Origin of the sequence: Pantoea cypripedii (genome assembly GCF_002095535.1) — a bacterium.
GTDB lineage: Bacteria > Pseudomonadota > Gammaproteobacteria > Enterobacterales > Enterobacteriaceae > Pantoea > Pantoea cypripedii.
Genome location: NZ_MLJI01000003.1, coordinates 480952 through 504617, shown reverse-complemented (window position 1 = coordinate 504617; position 23666 = coordinate 480952). Strand labels below are relative to the sequence as shown.

Annotated in this window: 18 protein-coding genes; 6 read left to right on the top strand and 12 right to left on the bottom strand. The window is 54.8% G+C overall.

Annotated elements, in window-relative coordinates:
- Nucleotides 1–8 precede the first annotated feature (8 nt).
- A complete protein-coding gene (locus tag HA50_RS30285; RefSeq protein ID WP_084881082.1) occupies nt 9–1175 on the top strand; it encodes a M20 aminoacylase family protein in 1167 nt (388 codons plus the stop codon).
- Between the two features lie 138 nt (nt 1176–1313).
- Here HA50_RS30285 and HA50_RS31645 read toward each other — a convergent pair whose 3' ends face one another.
- The 7 genes from HA50_RS31645 to HA50_RS30255 all read right to left on the bottom strand — a co-directional run bounded on the left by HA50_RS31645 (nt 1314) and on the right by HA50_RS30255 (nt 9118).
- Entirely contained in the window at nt 1314–1457 is a 144-nt protein-coding gene (locus HA50_RS31645) for a hypothetical protein (RefSeq protein WP_208617359.1), read from the bottom strand.
- Nucleotides 1458–1630: 173 nt separating this feature from the next.
- A complete protein-coding gene (locus HA50_RS30280) occupies nt 1631–2596 on the bottom strand; it encodes an MFS transporter (RefSeq protein WP_208617358.1) in 966 nt (321 codons plus the stop codon).
- A 93-nt stretch (nt 2597–2689) separates the two neighbouring features.
- The gene (locus HA50_RS30275) at nt 2690–3946 is read right to left on the bottom strand and encodes a gallate dioxygenase (RefSeq protein WP_084881081.1); all 1257 of its coding nucleotides are present in this window, start codon (nt 3944–3946) and stop codon (nt 2690–2692) included.
- A 13-nt stretch (nt 3947–3959) separates the two neighbouring features.
- On the bottom strand, nt 3960–5339 hold the full coding sequence (locus HA50_RS30270; protein ID WP_084881080.1) for an MFS transporter: 1380 nt from the start codon (nt 5337–5339) through the stop codon (nt 3960–3962).
- Between the two features lie 292 nt (nt 5340–5631).
- A complete protein-coding gene (gene attM / locus HA50_RS30265) occupies nt 5632–6423 on the bottom strand; it encodes an AttM family quorum-quenching N-acyl homoserine lactonase (protein ID WP_084881079.1) in 792 nt (263 codons plus the stop codon).
- Nucleotides 6424–6477: 54 nt separating this feature from the next.
- A complete protein-coding gene (locus tag HA50_RS30260) occupies nt 6478–7638 on the bottom strand; it encodes an iron-containing alcohol dehydrogenase (RefSeq protein ID WP_084881078.1) in 1161 nt (386 codons plus the stop codon).
- A gap of 28 nt (nt 7639–7666) precedes the next feature.
- Nucleotides 7667–9118, bottom strand: a complete 1452-nt coding sequence (locus HA50_RS30255) for an NAD-dependent succinate-semialdehyde dehydrogenase (protein ID WP_276329390.1) — start codon at nt 9116–9118, stop codon at nt 7667–7669.
- A gap of 75 nt (nt 9119–9193) precedes the next feature.
- Between HA50_RS30255 and HA50_RS30250 the strand changes: the two genes are divergently transcribed.
- Nucleotides 9194–9994, top strand: a complete 801-nt coding sequence (locus HA50_RS30250; protein WP_084881076.1) for an IclR family transcriptional regulator — start codon at nt 9194–9196, stop codon at nt 9992–9994.
- An 18-nt stretch (nt 9995–10012) separates the two neighbouring features.
- Here the strand turns inward: HA50_RS30250 and HA50_RS30245 are convergent, their stop codons facing one another.
- The 4 genes from HA50_RS30245 to HA50_RS30230 form a co-directional block, all read right to left on the bottom strand.
- Nucleotides 10013–11230: a cytochrome c gene (locus tag HA50_RS30245; protein ID WP_084881075.1), complete on the bottom strand. Its 1218-nt coding sequence runs from the start codon at nt 11228–11230 to the stop codon at nt 10013–10015.
- Nucleotides 11227–12984 carry a GMC family oxidoreductase gene (locus HA50_RS30240; protein WP_084881074.1) on the bottom strand — a complete coding sequence of 586 codons (1758 nt, stop codon included), beginning with the start codon at nt 12982–12984 and terminating at the stop codon, nt 11227–11229. Before HA50_RS30240 ends, HA50_RS30245 begins: the two co-directional genes overlap by 4 nt.
- A gap of 3 nt (nt 12985–12987) precedes the next feature.
- Nucleotides 12988–13734 (bottom strand): gluconate 2-dehydrogenase subunit 3 family protein, encoded by a 747-nt coding sequence (locus tag HA50_RS30235; RefSeq protein WP_084881073.1) that lies wholly within the window; start codon nt 13732–13734, stop codon nt 12988–12990.
- Between the two features lie 210 nt (nt 13735–13944).
- Nucleotides 13945–15183, bottom strand: a complete 1239-nt coding sequence (locus tag HA50_RS30230) for a LysR family transcriptional regulator (RefSeq protein ID WP_244193726.1) — start codon at nt 15181–15183, stop codon at nt 13945–13947.
- Nucleotides 15184–15319: 136 nt separating this feature from the next.
- Here HA50_RS30230 and galB point away from each other — a divergent pair, with 136 nt between their 5' ends.
- The 4 genes from galB to HA50_RS30210 are packed head-to-tail and all read left to right on the top strand — an operon-like array spanning nt 15320 to nt 18732.
- Nucleotides 15320–16057 carry a 4-oxalmesaconate hydratase gene (gene galB / locus HA50_RS30225; protein ID WP_084881071.1) on the top strand — a complete coding sequence of 246 codons (738 nt, stop codon included), beginning with the start codon at nt 15320–15322 and terminating at the stop codon, nt 16055–16057.
- On the top strand, nt 16054–16770 hold the full coding sequence (locus HA50_RS30220) for a 4-carboxy-4-hydroxy-2-oxoadipate aldolase/oxaloacetate decarboxylase (RefSeq protein WP_084881070.1): 717 nt from the start codon (nt 16054–16056) through the stop codon (nt 16768–16770). The genes galB and HA50_RS30220 overlap by 4 nt, the downstream gene beginning before the upstream one ends.
- A gap of 2 nt (nt 16771–16772) precedes the next feature.
- Nucleotides 16773–17864: a 4-oxalomesaconate tautomerase gene (locus tag HA50_RS30215; protein ID WP_084881069.1), complete on the top strand. Its 1092-nt coding sequence runs from the start codon at nt 16773–16775 to the stop codon at nt 17862–17864.
- A complete protein-coding gene (locus tag HA50_RS30210; protein ID WP_167379279.1) occupies nt 17857–18732 on the top strand; it encodes an NAD(P)-dependent oxidoreductase in 876 nt (291 codons plus the stop codon). Before HA50_RS30215 ends, HA50_RS30210 begins: the two co-directional genes overlap by 8 nt.
- A 68-nt stretch (nt 18733–18800) precedes the next feature.
- Here the strand turns inward: HA50_RS30210 and HA50_RS30205 are convergent, their stop codons facing one another.
- The gene (locus tag HA50_RS30205; RefSeq protein ID WP_139811101.1) at nt 18801–23639 is read right to left on the bottom strand and encodes a hypothetical protein; all 4839 of its coding nucleotides are present in this window, start codon (nt 23637–23639) and stop codon (nt 18801–18803) included.
- Nucleotides 23640–23666: the final 27 nt, after the last annotated feature.

Below are 23666 nucleotides of genomic sequence, written 5' to 3'. Positions count from 1 at the left end.
GGTCTGACATGTTGATTAAAGAAATTCTCGACTATGAAGAAGAGATGATTGCTATCCGCCGCGACTTCCATCAACACCCGGAGCTGGGTTTTGAGGAGTTTCGCACCAGCGCACGTATTGCCGAGTTACTCAGTTCGTGGGGCTATGAAGTCCATCGCGGGCTGGCTGGCACCGGGGTGGTGGGCACCCTGAAAGTGGGCGATGGCACAAAACGGCTGGGATTGCGTGCCGATATGGATGCTCTGCCAATGCAGGAGTTAACCGATGTGCCATGGCGCAGCCAGGTGCCGGGGAAAATGCATGCCTGCGGCCATGATGGTCACTGCGCCATGCTGTTATCCGCTGCGCGTTATCTGGCGGAAAAACGTCCCTTTAGCGGAACGTTACACGTCATTTTCCAGCCGTCAGAAGAGTCATATGGCGGTGCGCGCCGCATGATGGATGACGGGTTATTCGAGTTATTCCCCTGCGATGCGGTGTTTGGTTTACATAATTTTCCCTTGCTGCCCGCCGGGCATTTCTTCACCAAATCCGGTCCGCTGATGGCATCTTCCGATAGCATGACCATCACCCTGCATGGCAAAGGGGGCCACGGTGCGACACCGGAAAATACCCTCGATCCTACGGTGGCCGGAGCGGCGATTGTCATGGCATTGCAGACCATCGTGTCACGTAATGTCGACCCGCAGGATGCGGTGGTGGTCACCGTGGGGAGTCTGCAAAGCGGCAGCACCCATAACGTCATCCCGGACAGTGCCGAGCTGAAGCTGAACCTGCGCACCTTCAGCGCTGAGGTGCGTGAGAAAGTCAAAGCGCGTATCGAACATCTGGTGCAGGCGCAGGCCGCCAGCTTTGGTCTGACGGCCACCTTGCAAGCCGATTTCGGTTATCCGGTGACCATCAACCATGAAGCGGAAACCACATTTGCGACTCAGGTAGCGCGGGATACCTTCGGGGCACAACGCGTTGCGGATGACGACCAGGTTAAACCGCTGATGGGCAGCGAAGACTTCGCTTACATGTTGGAAGAGGTGCCAGGAAACTATATGTGGCTGGGCACCAGCCGCGGTGATCAGGACTACGCGGTGCATCATCCGTTGTATCAGTTCAACGATGCGTGCCTGTCGATCGGGGCAACGTACTGGGCGCGGTTAACCGAAGCCTTTCTGCGCTAAGGAAAAATGGAGCCGTGCGCGGTCAATTATTGACCGCGCACTTGTCCGGGTGCGCCAGGCGTGGCGCACAGAATGTTATCCACAGGGTTTTGCCGCGGATATGCACCCGGAATGTGGACAAAAGCGGAGCGAGAACGCTTAGTGCGCGTCACGGGTTGCAACGGGTTGTGGCGACAGCGCCTCATCCGCTTCAACTCGTTCAAGGTCCACGCCGGTGGCATCCGGCAACATAAACGCCGCCAGCAAAGCAATGCAATAAGACACGATCGCCAGTACTCCCATGGTCAAACCCAGGGGATAATGCATCGAAAACAGGCCGACTGCCGCAGGCATCAGGGAGCCAAAACCGCGTCCAAAGCTGGCGCAAAAACCGGCACCGCTGGCGCGTATGGCGGTGGGGTAGAGTTCCGAGAAGGCCGGCGTTAGCCCCGAAGCCAGACCGCCCTGAAAAGCACCTAAAAACAGCTCACCAGCACCAGCGTGATATCCAGATCGAGATGGGCAAACATATACAGGCTGATGACCACCGATTGCAGCAGCAGGAACAGGATAACCGCACGCCAGCGGCCCATGCGGTCACTCAGTCGGCCATAAATAAACGGACCAATCAGCGAGCCGAGAATATTAATAAACAGGTAGCCTGACATTTGTGTCACCGGTAATCCCAGACTCAGCTTCAGATAGGCCGGTAACCAGGTAATCACAATATAAGCGCCACCAAAAATGCCGCTGGCAAGTAAAGTTGAAGTGATAGTGGTGCGCAGATAAGGACGCGAGAAAATAATACCGATATTCTTTCTTTCGCGCGGTTGCTGCGCATGGGAAAAGGTGGCAGATTCCGGCACCAGACGCCGAATAAACCAAATCAGCACCGCTGGAATTAATCCGATCAGGAAGAAAACGCGCCATGCTTGTTCTGGCGGGAAGGCATTCATTACCAGCGGAAATAAGCCCAGCGAAATAGCATAACCAATCGCATAACCACTCTGAATCGAGGCGGCGACACGGCCACGATAATCAGCACGGATAACTTCAGTAATTAATACCGCGCCAACGATGACTTCACCGCCATAACCCAGCCCCTGGCAAAAACGCAGCAAAAAGAACTGCCAGAAGGTGTGACAAAATGCGGTTGCTGCGGTGAAAAGCGCCACCCAGAGCACCGTGAGCTGCATGACCTTCACCCGGCCAATCCGGTCCGCCAGAATTCCCGCACCCCAGCCACCCAGGGCGCTGCCGATTAACGACACCGAACCCAGCCAGCCTGCATCGGCGCGAGTCAGAAAATGAATACCCAGCAGAACCGGTAAAACCAGCGAATATATGGTGGAATCCAGCGAGTCCAGCGTATATCCCCCGAGACAAGCCCAGTAGGTTCTTTTTTCTTTATTGGTCAGATCGGAATACCACGCGAGTTTCATGCTTCACCTGTGATTTATTGAAGAGCATTCCCCGAATGCTGGCAAAAAATATAAAGCGCGCAGTGAAGTGAATTCTGCGCGCAGCGTTATAGATTATTCTTTCCCCGCCACCGAATAGGTCACCTGCTGATTACGGGTTTTCATAAATTCTTCCAGCGATATCCCCCGCATCGCCGCATAAATATCCAGATTGGAGGCTCCGATCACCGCGCCCATTTTTTCCAGCAGGAAAAAGCTGGCACCGTATTGAATCAGGCTGCGCCAGTCGCGCTGCCGAATCATTTCACATTCACGCGCACTTAATTGCGCGGCATCGAACATGGCTTCCGGGTCGTGCCGAAAACGCTCGCGCGGACCTGGCTGAATAAGTTGGTGCAGGAAACGGTTCAGTCGCAGGCTATCGAGGCTGCGTTGCTGGGTGAAGGGATAGCTGCCCGCCAGCTTTTCAATCCCCGCCAGCTCACGCGCCATCTTTTCGCGATGGTGTTGCATATTGTCTACCGGAACATCACCTGCCTGGTTTTCCAGCACCAGGGTGGCGATGCCGGTCATGGAGGGCAGGTAATAACCCTGATGCTTTTTCACCACATTGGCGGACAGTGCACCACGCATCACCAGCCACATAATCTCTTCTGTCCCTTCCACGCCGCTCAGTTCGGCGTATTGCGCAATGGTCAGCTCGGTCAGTCGCTCAGGATCGTTTACCAGCAAGTCCATAAATTGCTGGTCCCACTCCACATTATTGAAACCGCAGCGCTCGCCGTGCACCTGATGGGATAGCCCACCGGTGGCGACGATCGCCACGTTGATATCTTCGGGATAACTTTCAATCGCGCGGCGTAGTGCCTGGCCGAGTTTGTAGCAACGGCGCGCTGAAGGGATGGGGAACTGCAATACGCCCACCTGTAACGGGATCACTTTGGTCGGCCAGCCGTCTTTAAACGGCAGCAGCGCAGAAAGTGGAGAGAACAGGCCATGATCCAGCGGTTTATCCATAAAGAATGACATATCAAACTCGTCACTCATCAGGCTGGTGCCAATATGGCGCGATAGCGCAGCGTCCCCTTTGACCGGTGGTAAATCGCGTGGACCGCCGCCCTCGTCAGCGACCCGGTACTCGTTATCAATACCAAGAGAAAAGGCGGAATAATGATCAAAGAAGAACGAGGTGACGTGGTCATTGAAGATATACACTAGCGCGTCGGGTTTCTTCTCTTCCAGCCACTGCTGCATCGGTGCGAAGCTGGCAAAAATCGGCTCCCAGGCACCTTCATGCTGTTTATCATGGTCAACAGCAAAACCTATGGTTGGGGTATGAGAAACGGCCAGGCCGCCAATGATGTTCGCCATGGGATATCTCCACTTATCGGTTATTTAAGGTTTGTGACAGCGCGGGGATGTCGGCAAGTCCGGCGCCTTTTATTTTCATGGTCAGAGGAACTGTACGATGCAAAACGATGCTCAGCGCCGCCAGCAAGGCAGGCAGGGCGAGGATAAAGAAAATGGATGACTGGTCAGGAAACGCGCCCATCAACAGCCCACCCACCGAGGAGCTGAGAATCGCCCCGGTGCGACCAATACCGTGCATCCAGCTCACGCCGGTGGCGCGGATTTCTGTGGGGTAGTAAGCCGGAGAGTAGACCTGCAAGCCGTTCTGCGCGCCGTTGATGCACATGCCGATGACAAAGATAAAGGCCCCGAGTGCCACGCCGCTGAAGCCAAACACGCCCTGCGCCGCCAGGCAGATGCAGCCGAGCAGATAGACCACGCCAATCACATATTTGGCGTTCAGTTTGTCCATCAGTGCCCCTACAATAATGCCGCCTGCCGGGCCACCGAGCTGGAACAATCCGGCGAGGATCGCGGCCTGCTCCAGGGAAATGCCGCCGGAACGCATAATGGTGGGCAGCCAGCCGTTCAGCAGATAAATCACGAACAGCCCCATAAAGTAGGTCAGCCACAGGATGATGGTGCCGCGAGCGAAACCGTGGCGGAACAGCTGCGAGATCGGACTATGGCCATTGACGCGTGGCGAGTGCAGCACGAAGCTGTTTTCGTGGCTAAATTGTCCGCCCATGCGATTGAGCAGGGCAGCTATCTGCTGACGTGGCGCTTTGCGCACCAGCAGATTAAGGGCTGATTCCGGCAGCAGCCCGGCGAAGAGGGGCAGCATCAGCAGGGGAACGGCACCGCCAAAAATCAGCACCGCCTGCCAGTGATAAAGGCTGAGCAGACCCGCGGCGATAAATCCACCCAGACCCGAACCGATATTAAAGCCGCTGAACATCAGGGTTATCATCACCCCTTTGCGGCGCTCCGGCATATATTCCGACAGCAGCGTCACGCAGTTAGGCATCACCGCACCCAGCCCGAGTCCGGTGATAAAGCGCAGCAACGCCATTTGCAGTGGCGTAGTGGCAAATGCGCACAGCAGGCTGAAGGCGGAGAACATCAGAAATGACAACAAAATGATGCGTTTGCGACCGAAACGATCCGAGAGCGGGCCAGCGATTAACGCACCAATGGCGACACCAAACATTGCGGCACCGAGGATCGGTCCCATCGCTGCGCGGGAAATGCCCCAGTGTTCAATCAGCGCGGGGGCGATAAAACCCATCGCGGCAGCATCGTAGCCATCGAACATGATGATAACCAGACAGAGGAATAATACGCGCCACTGGAAAGGCGAAATCGGCCGGGCGTCGATCCATGCTTTGATATCGACCAGGTTGTTTGTGTTCATGGGTACGCTCTCTGTTATGCCGTGTCAGACGGCTATTGTCATGGTGAGAGAAATTTAACAATCCGATCACACCTTAAGCATGGCGACGGGCAGTGTCTGTCAAAAAAGGCTTTTAAGGGTATGAGTTAGATTTATATTGTGAGCTGGCTGACAAACTCAGCGCGTGCAGAAACGGCCCACAGATGGAGTTGCCCGCAGGGAAAGTAAAGGATAAGTATGAATTTCGTTTAGCAGGCAACCGGGAGAGGGAAGGCAGAGGGGTATGGCACCCCTCTGGATATCATCAGCTTACTCAGGAATAGTATTCCGGCGCTTTTTTAAAATTAGCCCAGGCATCGGGGTCATGGCCGGTCACCACAATGGCATCAGCACGCTCGGCCACCGCTCTGAGTTTCTGTACGGAACGGACTGAATCGACTGCTGAAGCGAGGAAGCCAGGCAGCGCTTTTTGCTCCCAGTGATCCACGGTATAAGCCGCATCAATGGTCAACAGCAGGGGTTTGCTGTTCGGCAGACGTACCAGGAACGACTGATGGCCAGGGGCATGGCCGGGAGAAAAAATGGTGGTTAAGGTGCCGTCGCCGTAGATGTCATAAAAATCATCGTCGGTGCCGTTGAGGAATTGCCAGTTCAGCCCCGGACGGTCAAAGTCATTACGGATATAGCCACCCGCCGCAAACCAGTCCGGCGTGAAGGCATATTCATACTCCGCCCGCTGCACGATATGACGGGCGTTCGGGAAGCGGCCAATGGCCCCGGTGTGGTCGAGATGCAGGTGAGACTGCACCACATATTTCACATCAGCCGGATCAATACCCAGTGCTTTCACCTGATCGACACATCCCTGATCTTCGCCAAGTACCGGCCAGTAAACGTCACAGATCCCGCCCCAGTAACCTTTGGGATCGGTTGCCACTTCGATGGCATTGCCGCCATCGATGATGGTATGGCCGTCGGGGTGGGTGATCAGGAAGAAGGGCACGGGGATTTCATAATCTGCCCCGGCTCCCTGGTTCATCTTGATATTGTGGACCTTGCATTTCAGGGTGCCGGACTGGAGCATGTAGAGTCGTATATCTTTCATACTGGGCATTCCTCTGGTTCGTCGTGGGTACTTTATTGTTGTGGGATAAGGCTTTTAGAATGCTTCGCGATACAAATTCAGGGCGTCCTGCTCCAGAACCTCTACCGGGTTATTGGTGAGCAGACGCGTTTGTAACATGGCATCGGCGGCCAGTCTGGGCAGGCTTTCCTCGGTGACGCCGACATCGCGCAGTCGGCGCGGTGCGCCGCTTTGTTCCATCAGTTGCAGCATGTGTTCAACGAAAGCGTTAGATCGCGTATCCGCATCGCCACTGCCCGCGACGCCAAGAACATCCGCCAGCTCGGCATACAACGGAGCCGCCGCGCTGGCGTTGTAGCGCAAGACCGGTCCGAGCATGAGCGCATTGGAAAGGCCGTGCGCGACATGGTAGTGACCGCCCAGCGGGTAAGCGAGAGCATGCACGGCGGCAACCGGCGAATTGGCAAACGCCTGGCCTGCTAACGTGGCACCCAGCAACATCCCTTCACGCGCAGCGCGGTTGCTGCCGTCCTGACAGGCGTTGATCAGATTGGCCCCCAGCAGTCTCAGTGCTTCACGCGCCAGCGCATCAGACAGCGGGTTTTTCTTGTGCTTGCTGGTATAGGCTTCGATGGCGTGTACCATGGCATCAATGCCGGTGGCGGCGGTGTGAATCTTTGGCAAACCCACCGTCAGCTCCGCATCCAGCAGCACGAAGTCAGCGTACAGTTGTGGCGCAACCACCCCCATTTTGGTGGTTTCACCGGTGGTGATGATGGCGATATTGGTGACTTCGGAGCCGGTCCCGGCGGTGGTGGGAATCAGCACCAGCGGCAGGCGTGACCCTGTCACCTTGCCGATGCCATACATCTCCGCCAGCGGCTGATCCCCTTCGGCCATTACGGCGGCAATTTTGGCGATATCCAGCGAGGAACCGCCGCCAAGACCAATAATAATGTCGGCCCCGGCTTGTTTGATCACTTCAACACAGGCCTGCACGATGGCTTCCGGTGGGTCCGCGACCACGTCATCAAACACCGTGACGTTAAAACCCGCCGTGGTCAGATTTTCCACGATGGGCGCGATCAGCCCGGCTTTCATCAGCCCGGCATCGGTAATCAGCCCGACGTTCCGCTGGGTAAAACGGACCGCTACACTGGCGCCCAGTTGCTGAGCGCCTCCCCACTTCATTTCAATCGCCGGTACGGTACGAAACTCGAATGGATTGATAGTCATCTCATCTCCTCTCTGCGGGTGGATATAGTCAGGCGATCTCAGAACACAGGTATTTGATTTCCAGATATTCGTCGATGCCGTGGTGGGAACCTTCGCGGCCCAGGCCGGATTGCTTGACGCCGCCAAACGGGGCCACTTCGTTCGAAATCAATCCGCTGTTATGACCGACCATGCCGTATTCCAGGGCTTCGGCGACACGCCAGGTGCGGCGCACATTTTCGGTGTAGAAGTACGCGGCGAGGCCAAATTCGGTATCGTTAGCCATGGCAATCACTTCTTCCTCGCTCTCGAAGCGGAAAAGCGGGGCCACCGGTCCGAAGGTCTCTTCGCGCGCAATCTTCATCTGTTGCGTGGCACCGACCAGCACCGTGGGTTCGAAAAAGGTGCCGCCAAGCGCATGGGGTTTGCCGCCGGTGATAACCGTGGCACCTTTCGCCAGCGCATCTGCGATATGGTCTGTCACCTTGCTGATGGCGGCTTCATCAATCAGCGGCCCGATCATCACATTCGGCTGATGGCCTGCGCCGACTTTAAGGGCGGCGACCCGTGCGGCGAGTTTCTCCGCAAAGGTGTCATACACCCCGGCCTGCACATAAATACGGTTAGAACAGACGCAGGTCTGTCCGGCATTGCGATATTTAGAGGCCAGTGCCCCTTCCACCGCCGCATCCAGGTCGGCATCGTCAAACACGATAAAAGGTGCGTTGCCGCCAAGTTCCAGCGAGAGTTTTTTGATGGTGGGCGCGCATTGCGCCATCAGAATACGGCCGACTTCGGTGGAGCCGGTGAAGGAGAGTTTGCGCACGGTATCGCTTGCCGTAAGCACCGCGCCCAGCTTACGGGCATCCCCGGTTATCACCTGGAAAACCCCGTCCGGAATGCCCGCCTGTTGGGCAAGCACCCCCAGCGCCAGCGCGGTCAGAGGGGTTTGCACTGCGGGTTTAACGATCATGGTGCACCCGGCTGCCAGCGCAGGCGCGGCTTTACGGGTGATCATTGCCGCCGGAAAGTTCCACGGGGTAATTGCTGCACAGACGCCAATCGGCTGCTTGATCACCACAATACGTTTATTGGTGGTCGGGGCCGGAATGGTCTCGCCATACACGCGTTTGGCTTCTTCGGCGAACCATTCGACAAACGAGGCGGCATACAACGCCTCGCCTTTGGCTTCCGCCAGCGGCTTGCCTTGCTCGGCGGTCATCAATGCGGCGAGGTCATCGGCATTTTCGACAATCAGATCAAACCAGCGGCGCAGCAGTGCGGTGCGATCTTTGGCGGCCAGCTTGCTCCAGCTGCGAAAGGCTGTCTCCGCCGCGACAATGGCGGTGCTGGCATCTTCTGCCGCCAGCGCAGGAACGGAGGCGATAATGTCACCCGTGGCCGGGTTATTCACGTCGATGGTCGCGCCATCGCCTGCGCTCACCCATTCACCCTTTATCAAACAACGGTCACGCAGCAGAGATGGATTTTTGAGTTGGATCATGGACTCCCCCATAAGATAAGTTCAATATATTGAACTAATATCACTATAGTGAACTAAGTGTGAGGGCGCAGTATGTCAGGGGAATCCGTAACAAAAAGCGATCAAACGCGCAAAAATATCGACACCGTTCCCGCCCTGCGTCGTGCCGTGACGATAATGGATTTAGTGGCGGCGTCGGGTGATGGGCTGACTGCCGCCGAGATCACGCGTCAGCTGGCATTGCCGAAAAGCACCGCACACGGGCAGCTGAATGTCCTGACGGAGCTGGGGTTGCTGGTCCGAACCGCAGACGGCACATTTCGCCTCGGGCCGCACCTGATGCGCTGGGCAGACGGTTTTCTGTCACAGATGGATATCGTCGCGCTTTTTCGTGAATATTTTGCCAGCGACGCGGCACTGGAAGGCTATACCATCACGCTGACTGTGCTTGACCGTGATGAAGTGGTCTATATCAGCTGCCGAAATTCAGATAAACCCCTGGGGCATACGTTCCGCATTGGTATGCGCCTGCCGGCTCCCTTTACGGCCACCGGCAAGATGCTGCTTTCCCGGCTGAACGATGATCAACTGGCCGCGCTTTTTGCCACACACTTTCCTGCGCCGATGACGCCGACCAGCGTGCCGGACCTCGCTGAACTTAAGCAGGAGCTGGCGATCATTCGTGAGCGGCATTTTTCCATTGATAACGGGCAGATTCATGCGGCAATGACCTGCGTCGGGGCGGCGATTTACGACCATTCCGGCCGGGCCATCGCCGGGATTGCGACCAGTTTTCTCAGCAGCGAGGCGGAGACGGGGCTGATTGAGACGCTGGGGGAGAAGATGCGTTGTGCGGCGTTGGCGCTTTCCAGGCAGTGCGGTTATCAGGGTTGATAACCGCACGGACGCTCCTTACTGCAGGCTTTCTTTCACCTTCTTCACTGCTTCAGCATCCACCGGTGCCGCAGCGTTACCCCAGCTGTTGCGGATATAGGTCACTACCGCAGCAATCTGATCGTCACCCAGGGTACCGGCGAACGATGGCATTGCCGGTGCGGTGGGGCGCGTATCGGTATCTACGCCGCGACTACCGGCCGCCACCACGCGAATCAATGAAGTGGCATCTGGCTGGTTGAGCAGCGGGTTATCTTTCAGCTGCGGGAAGATGTTCTGCTCACCACGTCCGCCAGGGCTGTGGCAGGCCGAACATTTTGACTCATAGATCTGCGCACCCAGTTTCATGCGGTCATCGCTGGCAGGCAGCGGTTGCGGCACTTTCTCACTGGTTTTGTCCCCCTCTTTCAGGAAAGTGGCGACAGCTTGCAGATCCTCATCGCGCCAGTGCTGTGTGGAGTGGCGCACCGCATCTGCCATCGGCCCGGAGGCGATGTCGAAGCGATTCACACCGGTACGCAGATAGCTGACGATATCCTCCTTCGTCCATTTACCCAGCCCGGTATGGTCGCTGGCATTCAGATTGGGGGCATACCAGCCTTCCACCACTTCGCCACCGAGGAACTGACCGTTTTTGTCGCCCCCGATCAGGTTTTTTGGTGTATGACAGGTACCGCAATGGCCGAGGCCCTCAACCAGATAAGCACCGCGATTCCATTCTGCTGATTTTTGCGGATTGGGCTGGAATTCGCCTTTGTCGAAGTTGATCCAGTTCCACGCCATCAGGCTGGTACGGATATTGAACGGGAAGGGCAGCTGGTTGGTTTCCACTTCGTTATGCACCGGCTGCAATGTCTGCATCCAGGCCCACAGATCCTGCAAATCCTTGTCAGACATTTTGGTATAGGCGGTAAACGGCATCGCGCCATACAGACGTTTTCCACCGTGACCCATCCCTTCGGTCATGGCGCGTTTGAAGTCGTCATAGTTCCAGTTACCGATACCCGTTTCGCGATCCGGCGTGATATTGGCTCCCACCAACGTACCAAAAGGCGTCTGCAATTTTACGCCACCGGCAAAAGGTTGTTTCGCATCGGTGGTGTGGCATGCGCTACAGTCACCGAGGGTGGCGATGTAGCTGCCACGGCTGTATTGGTCATATTCAGGCTGTGCCTGCACGCTGAAACTGGCCGCGACCAGCAACGCCGCAGCTGAGAGAGAAATGAAAGTCTTCATGCTGTGATCATCTCCCCAGGGCGTTTCAGATAATAAGTCCGGATGGCGTGTGCGGCCTTAAAGGCCAGCGCACCGACGGTGCCGGTCGGGTTGTAGCCCGGATTCTGTGGAAAGGCCGACGCGCCAACCACAAACAGATTCGGCACGTTCCAGACCTGCAAATGCTTATTGACCGAGCTGGTGCTGGGATCGGCACCCATCACAAAACCGCCTACCACATGGGACGATTGGTAGGGGACGCTGCTCCAGTGGCCGGTCATCGGCTTGGAAACAATCTCGCGTGGATTCATCGATTTCGCGATTTCGGCCACCTTGCCGGTGCAATATTGCGCCATCTTCAGGTCATTCTCAGCGAAGTCAAAGGTGATGCGCAGCAGCGGACGGCCATGGGGATCCTTGTAGTTAGGATCGAGCGACAGATAGTTGGTGCGCGAGGTGTAGCTACTGGCTTCACAGCCGATAGACATGGTGCTCAGGTAATTATCTTTGACAGCGCGTTTCCATTTGGAACCCCATTTGGGCGTGTTGGGCGGCACCGGTCGGTAACCAATCGGAGCGGAACCGATCGGCGTCACGCGGATGCTGCCGCCACCGAAGAAGCCAAGACCGCTATGGTCGAAGTTGTCGTTATTAAACTCATCAATACCCATGCCGACCGCACCCGCGCCGATAAAGGGATTAAAGTTTTTGCCATCGAAAAATAACGTCACGCCGTTTGCGGTTTGATAGGCATAGTTGCGTCCGGTGGTACCGCGATTGGTTACCGGATCGTAGGCTTCACCGATATTGGAAAGCAGCATCAGGCGAACGTTCTCGAAGGTGAAGGCGGCGACGATCACCAGGTCAGCGGGCTGCTCCCAGGTGTCGCCCGAAGAATCTACATAGGTGACGCCCGTGGCTTTTTTCCCTGTGGAGTCGGTCAGCACTTCCAGCACTTCGCAGTTGGTATAGGCGGTGAAATTCTCTTTGCGCATTAACGCGGGCAGTACCGTGGTAATGGCGCTGGCTTTGGAATAGTTGGCGCAACCGTAGTTGGTGCAATAGCCGCAGAAAGTGCACGGACCCATGGTGACGCCATACGGGTTGGTATAGGCTTCGGATACCAGCGATGAAGGAACCGGGAAGGCTTTATACCCCATATTCTTCGCCGCTTCGGCAAACAGGGTTGGTCCGTAAGGCTGACGCAATGGCGCTGTCGGGTAATCGCCAGAACGCATACCTTCAAACGGGTTGCCGCCCTCACGTTTTTCACCGTTGACGTTAGCGGCATAACCCGAAGTGCCGGCCACACGCTCGAACTGCATATAGTGCGGTTCCATCTCCTCCCAGGTGGTGCCCCAGTCCTGCAGTACCAGCTCGTCAGGGATGGCACCGTAGCGTTCAGTGAGATGGCTTTTCAGGCGAAACTCTTCCGGCTGGAAACGGAAGGTGATACCGGCCCAGTGGTTACCTGCGCCACCCGTGCCGTTACCCGGATGGAAGGATCCCCAGGTACGCATCGGCAGCGCGGTTTGTGACGGGTTATTGCGCATGGTGCAGGTGTTTTGCCGGGTGCGCAGCATCAGTTCTTCGCGCATCACGTAACGCAATTCATCGGTCACCGTGGCGACATTGAAGTCACGCGCAGTATCGCGCCAGGGGCCACGTTCAATCCCGATCACTTCCAGCCCCTCTTCGGCCAGTTCTTTGGCAATAATCGACCCTGCCCAGCCGAGGCCAATGACCACGACATCGGTTTTTGGTAATTTTTTCATGCGTTATCCCCTGGCTTTCCATTGCGCAATGCTGATGGGTTCAAGTCCCAGATTCTCGTTATGGCGTTCGATATAGTCGCGATAGTCATAACGCGCGCCGGGGAATCCCAGCATCTTCCAGGAGACCATCTCTTTGTTGCCGCCATAAATCGGATCGGCAAAGAAGCCTTCCATGGTGTTATTCAACACATCGAGGAAAAACGATTTCGCGTCGTAGCCGTCGAATTGCACCTTGCCTGCTTCCATCGCCTCCAGCAGTTGGTCCTGCTGTTCAGTGGTCAGTTCGGCAAAGTTCTTTTTGGTGGTTTGCTGCACATAACGATTCAGTGCCGCAATGCCATGGCGATAGCGCTGCTGAGGCACCAACGGGGATTGGTCGCCTTGTTCCGGCGTTCCCTGCTGGAAAGGGCCTTCCATATACAGCCGTTCAAAGGTGCCGTAGAAACCATGTAACTGGCGATCGATAAACACCGCGCAGCCCGCTTCTTTGCCGCCGATGCTGAGTTCATCGGCAGGGATCAGGCGGTCGACAATGGCTTCAACGGTCTGGACTTCTTCCGGGGTGAAAAACAGCCAGCCTTGCTGATCAAACGATTCGGGGGGATTGTCGGAGAAGGGCGTCCAGCCCGGTGAACCTTTGAGAGAGACGGCATCAGCCGCTTGCGCAACGGTGGCGGCGACGCCCAGCGTCGTCCACGTCAACACCTGCCGTCGCGTGACGCCCGGCAGCGTTTTGGCTCTTTTTTTCATTTTGCTTCCTAATTGTAAGTTGAACAAATTTGCAACAAAGGTGTTTCCAGCTTCGAAAATATCGCCACAGACTCTGCGTGTTGTGTTTATGTATGATTAACATTGTACAAATGTTAAATGTAGGGGCTTTCGGCGATACAGCCAGTTACCGGGCAGGAAAATGCATTTTTTGTTCAAAAAGAAACAAATGAGAGAGGTTCTGGCAGGTGATTAGCGCAGTTGATATGACAAATTTTGCGCAGTCGCGACATCGGTGATACAGCGGATCAGCGCCTCGGCCGCTGGCGCGTGTAACGCCCCCTGGCGCAAGGTTAAGCCAATCTCGCGACGGGTATTCGGCAGGGAAAACGCTAACGGGCGCAGGATCCCGGCAGTGAGTTCGTACTCAAGCTGATGGGACGACACCGCCGCCACCATATCGGAATTCAGCAACAGGCCGCGCACAATAGCGAGATCGCCGCTTTCTACCATCGGGGTGGGTACGTTGATGCCCAATGCCTGAAAAGCCGTATCCAGCAGATGACGTGCGGGCGAGTTCACGCGCGGTAAGATCCACTGCACAGGGGTTAAATCCGTCGCGCTGAGTTGACGTCCGGCCAGCGGATGTTGCGGTCGTACCACTAAGACCAGCGATTCGGCAAACAGCATCTGGTTTTGAATATCCAGCACGTTCTCATCCTGACGCAATGCGCCGAGGATGAAATCAATATCCCCGGCGCGCAATTCGGTCACTAACGCGTCGAAGGCACTTTCATTGGTGACGATTTTGATACCAGGATGGGTTGCCACCAGCCGGGTAATCGCCAGCGGCAGCAGGGTGCTGCGACACAGCGGCAACGCACCCACATGCACCGTGCCACGTAAAATACCGGTTGCTGCGGCCAGGTCTTCCGGGATATGACGAATCTCATTCAATGCGCGGCTGATAAAGGGAGCCATTTCCCGCGCAGCGGTGGACGGCATCATCCCTCTCGGTGTGCGCTGAAACAGGGATAATCCGGCTCCTTTCTCCAGCACTTTCAGCGCGGCACTGACCGCAGGCTGGCTGATGCCGAGTGAATTCGCCACGCTTTGCGTATGGTGCAGGCGATACAACCGCAGAAAAACCTGCAAACGACGCACGTTGAACAACCAAATGGGTTCGGCTTCTTCGCGGTGATGATCGCGCTGTTTGAGCCGACTTAGGGTCGCCGGGATACGCTGCAACTCGCTGATGGCGCGCTGTGCCCGTGGCAGCACGCATTTACCCATTTCCGTCAACAACATGCCACTGGCATGACGTTCAAACAACGGCGTGGCTAAAGTGTGCTCAAGATCACGGATGGATCGGGTAATCGCCGATTGCGTACGAAATAATTTCTCCGCCGCCTCCGATACCGTCCCGCGCTCCGCAATCATGCAGAAAGCGCGTAGTTGCATGATTTTAATCTCATTATCTTCGGCTTTCATTGCTGGCGTTTCCCCGGTTGCTGTGACGATCGAAATCACAACATAAATAAAAATCATAGCTCGCGCAATGAAAGGCATTATCCGGCCCGCAAGTGGCATGTCAGGATGAAAAAAACAGCCACCGCAGGATAGAAAGATGGAAAACACCGTTAAAAAAAGTGCCCTCGTGGTCAGTGCCCACTCAGCTGATTTTGTCTGGCGCGCGGGTGGCGCTATCGCCTTACACGCCGAGCGCGGCTATGACGTTCATGTGGTTTGCCTGTCATTTGGTGAGCGGGGCGAGTCCGCCAAACTGTGGCGTAAAGGCAATATGACGGAGGACATTGTCAAAGCGAATCGCCGCAGCGAAGCGCAATCCGCGGCGGAAATCCTCGGAGCATCGATTGAATTTTTCGACCTGGGTGATTACCCGCTGCGTGCCGATAAAGAGACCCTTTTCCGGCTGGCTGACGTATTCCGCCGGGTACAGCCACATTTTGTGCTCACCCACTCTGTGGCTGACCCTTACAACTACGATCATCCGCTGGCCGCTAATCTGACTCAGGAAGCGCGCATCATCGCCCAGGCCGAAGGCTACCGACCGGGCGAGCCGATAATCGGTGCGCCACCGGTGTACTGTTTCGAGCCGCATCAGCCGGAGCAATGCAACTGGAAACCGGATGTGCTGTTGGATATCACCTCGGTATGGGAGAAGAAATACGCGGCGATTCAGTGCATGGCGGGTCAGGAACATCTGTGGGAATACTACACGCGTGTCGCTTTACAGCGCGGTGTGCAGGCGAAACGCAATGTAGGGATCGCCTCCTCGCGCGTTATCAGCCACGGTGAAGGCTATCAAAGCCTGTTCCCGCGTGTGACGGAGGACTTGTCATGAGCCAGGTAAACCAGAAAGGCGTAGTGGTACGCCATATCGAGCGGGCAGAGGCGGATCTGGTGGCGCAGTTTGCCACCTTCGGGGTGGCGACGGTGCATGAAGCACAGCAGCGCCAGGGATTACTCGATGTGCGTATTCGCCCGGTGCAGCAGGGCACAACCGTTGCGGGCAGCGCGGTGACGGTGCTGGTTTCCCCCGGCGATAACTGGATGTTCCATGTCGCGGTGGAACAATGCCAGCCGGGTGATGTGTTGCTGGTGGCTCCTACTTCGGATTGCCATGACGGCTTCTTTGGCGATTTACTGGCGACCTCGTTGCAGGCACGCGGCGTGGTGGCGCTGGTGGGCGATATCGGCATCCGTGATAGCCAGACGTTGCGCGAGATGCATTTTCCAGTGTGGTCACGGGCGGTGTATGCGCAGGGCACGGTAAAAGAGACGCTGGGGTCGGTGAATGTGCCGGTGATTTGCGCGGGTCAGTTAGTCAATCCTGGTGATCTGGTGGTGGCGGATGATGACGGCGTGGTGATTGTGCCGCGTGCGGATGCGAAAACGGTGGCGCAGGCGGCAGCACAGCGGGTTGAGATCGAAGAAAGCAAACGCCAGCGTCTGTCGGCGGGAGAACTGGGGCTGGATATTTACCAGATGCGACAAAAACTGGCCGCGAAAGGATTGCGTTACGTCGATTCGCTGGCAGAACTGAAGAATCTCTGACGATGAAACAGACGCTGATCCCTTGTGTACTGATGCGTGGTGGTACCTCAAAAGCCGCCTGTTTTCTGGCGCAGGATCTGCCTGCCAATCCGGCGCTGCGCGATCGGGTGCTGCTGGCGGTGATGGGGTCGCCGGATACGCGGCAAATCGATGGCATTGGCGGAGCCGATCCCTTGACCAGCAAAGTGGCGATCATCTCCCCCTCGACCCGCCCTGATGCAGATGTGGATTATCTGTTCGCACAGGTCAATGTGGATAAAGCCGTGGTCGATTACGGCCAGAACTGCGGCAATATTCTGGCGGCGGTGGCCCCTTTTGCCATCGAAAAAGGGCTGGTGGCGATCCAGGGTGCAGAGACGCGGGTGCGTATCTTTATGGTCAACACCGGGCAAATCGCCGAGGCGCAGCTGCCCACGCCGGATGGCGCGGTGGAGTATGAAGGGAATGTGCGTATCGATGGTGTGCCCGGTCATGCGGCTCAACAGGTCCTGAATTTTGCCGATATTGCCGGTTCCAGCTGCGGTGCATTGTTGCCCACCGGGCAGGCAAGGGATCAATTTGATGGGGTGGCGGTGACCTGCATCGATAACGGCATGCCGGTGGTTTTACTGCGCGCCGCTGACCTGGGCCGTACCGGGCTGGAGAGCCGTGAACAACTGGATAATGATGACGAGTTAAAAGCGCAGCTGGAATCGATTCGTTTACAGGCCGGGCCGCGGATGAATCTGGGCGATGTGGCGCAACGCACCGTGCCCAAAATGACCCTGATTGCGGAACCGACCCAGGGCGGAACGCTCTCAACCCGCACTTTTATTCCGCATCGTTGCCATGCCTCTATCGGCGTGCTGGGCGCGGTCAGTGTGGCAACGGCCTGCCTGATTCCCGGTTCGGTGACGGAAGGGATCGCGCAACTGCATCCAGGTAGCGAACAGCGTCTGGCGGTTGAACATCCGAGCGGGGAGTTCAGCGTGATGTTGCAACGTGACAGTGCCGGGAACGTTACCCGCAGTGGCCTGATCCGCACCGCACGGCTGTTGTTTATCGGATCGGTAGCGGTACCGGGTTCAGTGTGGCAGGGAGAGACAAATGATTAGTATCGCCATTATTGGTTTTGGTGAAGCCGGACGGATTTACGCCCAGGATCTGGCGGCGCAGGGTGTTCAGGTGACGGTGTGGGATAAAAAATTCCTCAGCGCCGAGGCGGATCAACTTAAAGCTTTGGCGGGACAATGGCGGCTGCACGCTGCGCACAGCCTGGCGCTGGCCCTGGAAGGGGCCACGCTGGTTCTCTCGCTGGTGACAGCCGCCAACGCCTTGCAAGTGGCGCAACAGGCCGCTCCGTTACTGCGGCAGGGCCAGACTTTACTGGATTTTAATTCTGTCGCGCCGGACACCAAACGCGCGGCGGCGCAGGCGGTGGCCGAGGGTGAAGGAAGCTATCTGGATGTGGCCGTCATGGCCCCGGTGCCACCCAAACGGCTGGACACACCGTTATTAATCGGTGGCACACAGGCCGCCACTGTCGCTGCGCTGCTATCCGGGCTGGGTTGCCAGGCTCGCGCCGCCAGTGAGGAGATTGGTACGGTTTCCGCGATCAAGATGTGTCGCAGCGTGATGATCAAAGGTCTGGAGGCGTTAACGACCGAGTGTCTGGCTGCCGCACAACGCTACGGTGTTGAAGAGGCGGTGCTGAATTCGCTGCATACCAGTTTTCCCTCGCTAGGCTGGAATGACGTGCTGCCCGACTATCTTATCAGCCGGGTTGCCGAGCACGGTGTCAGACGGGCGGAAGAGATGCAGGAAGTGGTGAAGACCTTACAGGATGTCGGGCTGGAAGCGCTGCTCAGCCAGGCCATTTGTCAGATTCAGGCGGCATTACCGGCGCAGCTTAAATCACATCATCTGCAATATGAGGATTTGGTGCCGTTTAGCTGGCGCGCGGTGCTGGCTAAGTTGTCATAACCGCACGGATCCGTAGCGGCGCGATTTATCGCGCTATTTTCAACATTATCGCGGCGCAAAATGCGCCGTTACACCCCCAGCAGCCAGATCGGTTGGCCATGCGACTCCGCTGTCAGATCTGCATAGGTGTTTTTGAAGAGAAACCATGCCAGCGAAACATCCTCCCCGGCGCGTTCCGGATAGCGTGTTTTCCAGTAATCGCACAGCAAACCAAAAACCATTTCGACATCAGGCAAAATCAACCGGGTCACCAGCACGTCACTGGCGAACAACGCGCGGAAGAAATCGTGGTAGTGGCTTTTGCGTGCCATGTCGAAATCGGTAAGTTGCAAAAATCGCGTGGTGGCGGGTGAAGCATAAAAGTCACGTTCTTCGGTGCTCCATTGCTGCGATTCAGTGGCGATCACCGCTTCGATTGTGTTTTGCAGCCGGTATAAAAATGCCGGGCCAGAAAGTTCATTCATAAATACCGGGCCAGCAAAGCGACTTTTGCTCCAGGTGGCAAAATCCTCCGCAGTCATCGGATCGCTATTAATCCCTGCCAGACGCAGCTCTGAAGACTCTCCCGGTTGCACCAGCAAGATATCGTTAAACTGCTCAGGAGAGAGCGATATCGCTGGGGCTGGCTCCCCTGCGGTTAAATGGCCCGCCCCCGCTGTGACAATCAGGCTGGGCGGATGATTGTTGCGGGTAGACATCAACGCTTGTGGTCGGATCAATAGCAAATGCTGCGCCTTATGAGGTTGCCGCCAGTAACTTAACGTACTGTTTAGCGCGTGCTGAAATTGATTGGCATAAGTCTGCATCTGCGCCACCTGCGATAAATTATCCGGTAGCGACAAAAATTGATTAAATATATAGCTGTTATCGGGTAGTGCAGTGGCGATCAAACGTAATTGATCTAATGCCCGCTGCCATAAGGGGGAGGGCAGGATCGAACGATTCCGTTCAACGCTAAATTCCCATGGCTCGGCAAATAATTCCGGCGTGACATAAGGTTGTTCTCCGTAATGACGGAAAAACATGTTTTTCGCGAGAGCGTCCAGATGCAGGCCCGATGCCAGGTTATCGGCAGGCACGGGGAGGTTAGCTGGGGATCTGAACCACTCGATAGCAGCAATAATCCGGACAAGATAAGCCATGCTGGTATCAATCCATGAAATCAGGCCAGCCGTCCGGAGTAATGTCAGGAAAGGATCATGCGTCACTAAATCATTCAATGCGGTAAACAGCGCCTGTTTTTTCTTCAGAACCTTGAGGGTGTTGTTGCAAATCAAATCGTCATAAAGATCATCCTCTCGCCATGCAAAGATATTCCAGTTTCGGTCATTAAATTCCACTGCTTCATGGATACGTTTTTGCAGCTCGTCATTCAGCGTGCGACCATGCCGCTTTAAATTGACATCGATATCAATCAGCCCTTCAGCATTGACCACCGTACGAAAGGGGATATTTGCCGTGATGTTACTGATTAAACGGTAATGCTCTCGCAGCGTGGCCTGTTGGCCTGACAACGCAGATTTTTGCTGTTGCCGCTGGGTGTCATTCAACAATGGCTGAAACCCCGGCAGTATTTCGCGTTGCTCCTGATCTAAAAAACTCTCAATGGTGGCATTGAACAGCAATTTTGATGAAACATGATCGGAAGTGCGAATGAGATGTGGCCAGTCAGCGAATCTGGCAGGCAATGCCTGAAGCTCGCCCTGCAAATTCAACATACAATAACGGGCTATTTGGTTATCACTTTCGCTGAAAATAAACACCATTTTTCCGCTGTGATGTTGCAGCGCATAAGGCGTTAATTGTGAGCGGGTGTCATTGCGTCCGTCAGCACGTTGTAAATAACGGTGGGGGGTCAGAATACCCTGACGGAGAAGTTGGCTGGCCTGTTTATTATCTATCAGATGCCAGTGTTCCGTGGCATTCCCATTATGTTGCTGCCAGGCCACAGGAACAGATTGTTCGAAGAACTTCTGTGCGGTGAGATGCCCGCGACGCAGGGCGGCATAATCATCCTGCAATTCATTATGCAGGCTCAGCGCAGCCCAGATTCTGCTATGTACCGACTCATCTGTCAGCGGATATAAAATCTCACGATTTTCACCGAGAGTGGCATACAGCTGGCGATCATTTTCATTAATAAAGCCCAGATAACACACGGCGTTCATCGGATCCCACCAGACTCCTCTAAAACCCGTCATCGGCAGTTCATCGGCAGAAAGGGTCCTCACCCTGGCGTTTCGGGTTCTTAATTCAGAGGCATCAGCAGGCCAGTCAGTATATTCTCCCATCACGTCGGTGATGGCGTCTGCAAGGTAATGGGCCGTTGACATATTTTGCGGTTTTGCCAGGGTGCGCATTTTCCACTTATTAACGGTGGGTTGTGAGGCCAGTTTTATGATGCGCTCTGACTTAAGCTGCTCGGCAAGCAAGTTATCCGAGCCAGTAAAGGGCAAATGGCGTAGCAGCCAGTTCATCATTGCATTTTTCGTGCGAACAAAGTCTGCCTCGTTGTGTATTGAGGTGAACTGTCGCAATTGATTTCCTGCCTCAAGCGTCATCCAGTCGGATAACGTGGCTATTATGCTGTCATTCTTGTGACGCTGGGTTACTGCTGGTGGTGTCACCGTGGTGAAATTAAACGTAACGCTATCCCTGATGCCAGGATCAAAACAAATCGCTGTCAGTGCTTCATCTGTCTGCGGCGTCGGCCGCTGGCGAAATGTCCCGGAGAGGGGAAGAGGAAGGGAATAAGGAAACAAGATACCTTTATCCTGATCGGAAATATTGAAGCCGATCGCTGCCACAGTCAGAGCATCACTATTATTTCTGCCTGTTGTCAGATACCAGGTTAAGCGTAAAGTGCCACGATCGCGTGCCAGTCTGAATGGCTGTTCTAAGTTTGCTGGCATGGCGCTGGTCAGCAATTGCTGCTGACTTTGTATCGCCGCCTGAACCAGGGTCTGCAATTGCTGCTGTTGCTCTGCTGATGAGGGATCAAACTGGAGTTCAGTCAGATACGCCGCCAATTGCTGGCTGGCATTAACGCATGCCACCAACTGTAGCTGTCTGCTGGCGGTATTTTCCAGGCAGGAAGCCAGACAATGGAGCGTATCTTCTCCGCTATGACGACCTGGCAGGGTAAGCAAGGCGATCTGTTGATGCGCGCTAACTGGAATAATACCGGCATCCTGCATTGCGATGCTGAACAGTTTTCGTAAGGCAACATGGCTGGCACTTTCCAGCTGTAAGTGTTGCGCGATAATCGCCCCAAGACAGAGTTGCTGCGCAGAAGCCTCTTTTAAGCGCATATCCGCCATTTCTGTATCGATCGCAGTTAAATAGCGAGCAAAAGCGAGATGATATTGAATAGCGGCGGTCATATAGCGGTTGATCGCCAGCGATGTCACACCGTTGCTGACTTTTAATTGTTGCTGGTAACGCTGGGTTAAGTTTCTTGCCTGAGTGGTAATAAAATCCCTGTCTGTTAAATGTGTTAACGTCATTCCTGGTGAGTTAAATAGGCTTTGCAGTTGGCGAAAGACAAATTCATATAAATCAGGTGCGGATGGATGGACTAACCTCAAGATATCGCTTAACAGTTTCAACATGCGATCTGTATCGATAACTGCATCTGAAGGCAGGTAACGTTGCAGCACTTTTCTCTGGCTGGCAATAAAATTTCCGCTGTCATCAATGAGGGTATTAATCAGGGTTGCAGCGTCATTTTCAGCAATGTCTTCAGGTGCCAGTGTGGTGAATGTAAAACCATATAAACGCTCATGGAATGGTCTGAATGAAAAATAGATAAATTTATGAACGATGACATTTAATTGTTTATGATATTGGCGGGTGTTATTCCTTTTGTTCTCAGGCTGCCAGCGTGGCGATGAGGAGATGATAATGTCTGTTAATTTCTCTTCTTCCAGTAACGGCAGTGGATAAAATGGATGCTCGCTAAATAGCTGGCGTCTGGAACGCTGTGGTGCTTCAGTCACGAAGTCATTTTTCAGGAAGGTAAAGCGGCTACCATTATCAATTTGATAAAGTTGACAAAATAACAACTTCGGATAGGTCGCGCAATATTGCTGCATCGCGGACTGCACCAGAGAGATAAAAATAGGGTTGACGTTTCCGCTAATAATGAGTTTTAGCGCATCTTTGCTGGCACTCTGGTGTTGCTCATGTTGCCAGTCTGTCAATACTTTCCGTGTCACATCTTTTAGATAAGGCTTAAGATTCTGACTGTGAAGTTGTGGTGGCAAATATTCATGAATGCTATCCAGCCAGTCAGTTTGCGCATCAGCACTGAGCCATTTATCTTCTGTATAGTTCGCCAGCACTTTCGCACTGTACTCTATCCGTGCGAAAGGTTGATAGATTCTTTCAAATTCGTTTTCCATCCAGATTTGATGACGAATGAATTCAGCCAGTGAAGGGATCGCTTCATTGGGATGAAGTTGGCGATATTGTGCGCAGCGATAATTGAACGTTTCGATATTTGCACTAAATAATGTTATGGCTGAGGGACGTTCCCGGATGGTCTGCGTCATAGCCTGAGTAAAGTGATTAATGACTGCGCGATGAAATTTTTCCTGTATGGCGGAATGCGTGGAGTATAAGGTGGTTTTTCCGAGTTTATAATGCATGTTTTGCAGGGCGGTTTTATGATTGCGATTTATTTCCTTCTCAGTGATATCTGAGTGTCGCAATAATGCTTCTATATTCTCACTTAATAAAATTTGTTTCAATGTGAACAGATAATTAAACTGGAATGCCTGAAGATCGCTCTCCAGGGTACTGTTGATGGCTTTAACGGATTGCCTGATGAGAAGATTTTGATCGGCAGTTAATATCAGGTTGGAGAAGGGCGTGATGCTGATGAGATTATCATTCAGATAGTACAAAAAACAGTCCGGCATTTAATGCATTCT

Excerpts from the sequence above, each read along its gene's own strand:
- HA50_RS30235 (WP_084881073.1), bottom strand. The coding sequence starts at position 13,734 with ATGAAAAAAAGAGCCAAAACGCTGCCGGGCGTCACGCGACGGCAGGTG.
- HA50_RS30260 (WP_084881078.1), bottom strand. The coding sequence starts at position 7,638 with ATGACTATCAATCCATTCGAGTTTCGTACCGTACCGGCGATTGAAATG.
- HA50_RS30220 (WP_084881070.1), top strand. The coding sequence starts at position 16,054 with ATGAGCCAGGTAAACCAGAAAGGCGTAGTGGTACGCCATATCGAGCGG.
- HA50_RS30240 (WP_084881074.1), bottom strand. The coding sequence starts at position 12,984 with ATGAAAAAATTACCAAAAACCGATGTCGTGGTCATTGGCCTCGGCTGG.
- attM (WP_084881079.1), bottom strand. The coding sequence starts at position 6,423 with ATGAAAGATATACGACTCTACATGCTCCAGTCCGGCACCCTGAAATGC.
- HA50_RS30230 (WP_244193726.1), bottom strand. The coding sequence starts at position 15,183 with ATGAAAGCCGAAGATAATGAGATTAAAATCATGCAACTACGCGCTTTC.
- HA50_RS30285 (WP_084881082.1), top strand. The coding sequence starts at position 9 with ATGTTGATTAAAGAAATTCTCGACTATGAAGAAGAGATGATTGCTATC.
- HA50_RS30275 (WP_084881081.1), bottom strand. The coding sequence starts at position 3,946 with ATGGCGAACATCATTGGCGGCCTGGCCGTTTCTCATACCCCAACCATA.
- HA50_RS30280 (WP_208617358.1), bottom strand. The coding sequence starts at position 2,596 with ATGAAACTCGCGTGGTATTCCGATCTGACCAATAAAGAAAAAAGAACC.
- HA50_RS30215 (WP_084881069.1), top strand. The coding sequence starts at position 16,773 with ATGAAACAGACGCTGATCCCTTGTGTACTGATGCGTGGTGGTACCTCA.
- HA50_RS30250 (WP_084881076.1), top strand. The coding sequence starts at position 9,194 with ATGTCAGGGGAATCCGTAACAAAAAGCGATCAAACGCGCAAAAATATC.
- galB (WP_084881071.1), top strand. The coding sequence starts at position 15,320 with ATGGAAAACACCGTTAAAAAAAGTGCCCTCGTGGTCAGTGCCCACTCA.
- HA50_RS30270 (WP_084881080.1), bottom strand. The coding sequence starts at position 5,339 with ATGAACACAAACAACCTGGTCGATATCAAAGCATGGATCGACGCCCGG.
- HA50_RS30245 (WP_084881075.1), bottom strand. The coding sequence starts at position 11,230 with ATGAAGACTTTCATTTCTCTCTCAGCTGCGGCGTTGCTGGTCGCGGCC.
- HA50_RS31645 (WP_208617359.1), bottom strand. The coding sequence starts at position 1,457 with ATGGGAGTACTGGCGATCGTGTCTTATTGCATTGCTTTGCTGGCGGCG.
- HA50_RS30210 (WP_167379279.1), top strand. The coding sequence starts at position 17,857 with ATGATTAGTATCGCCATTATTGGTTTTGGTGAAGCCGGACGGATTTAC.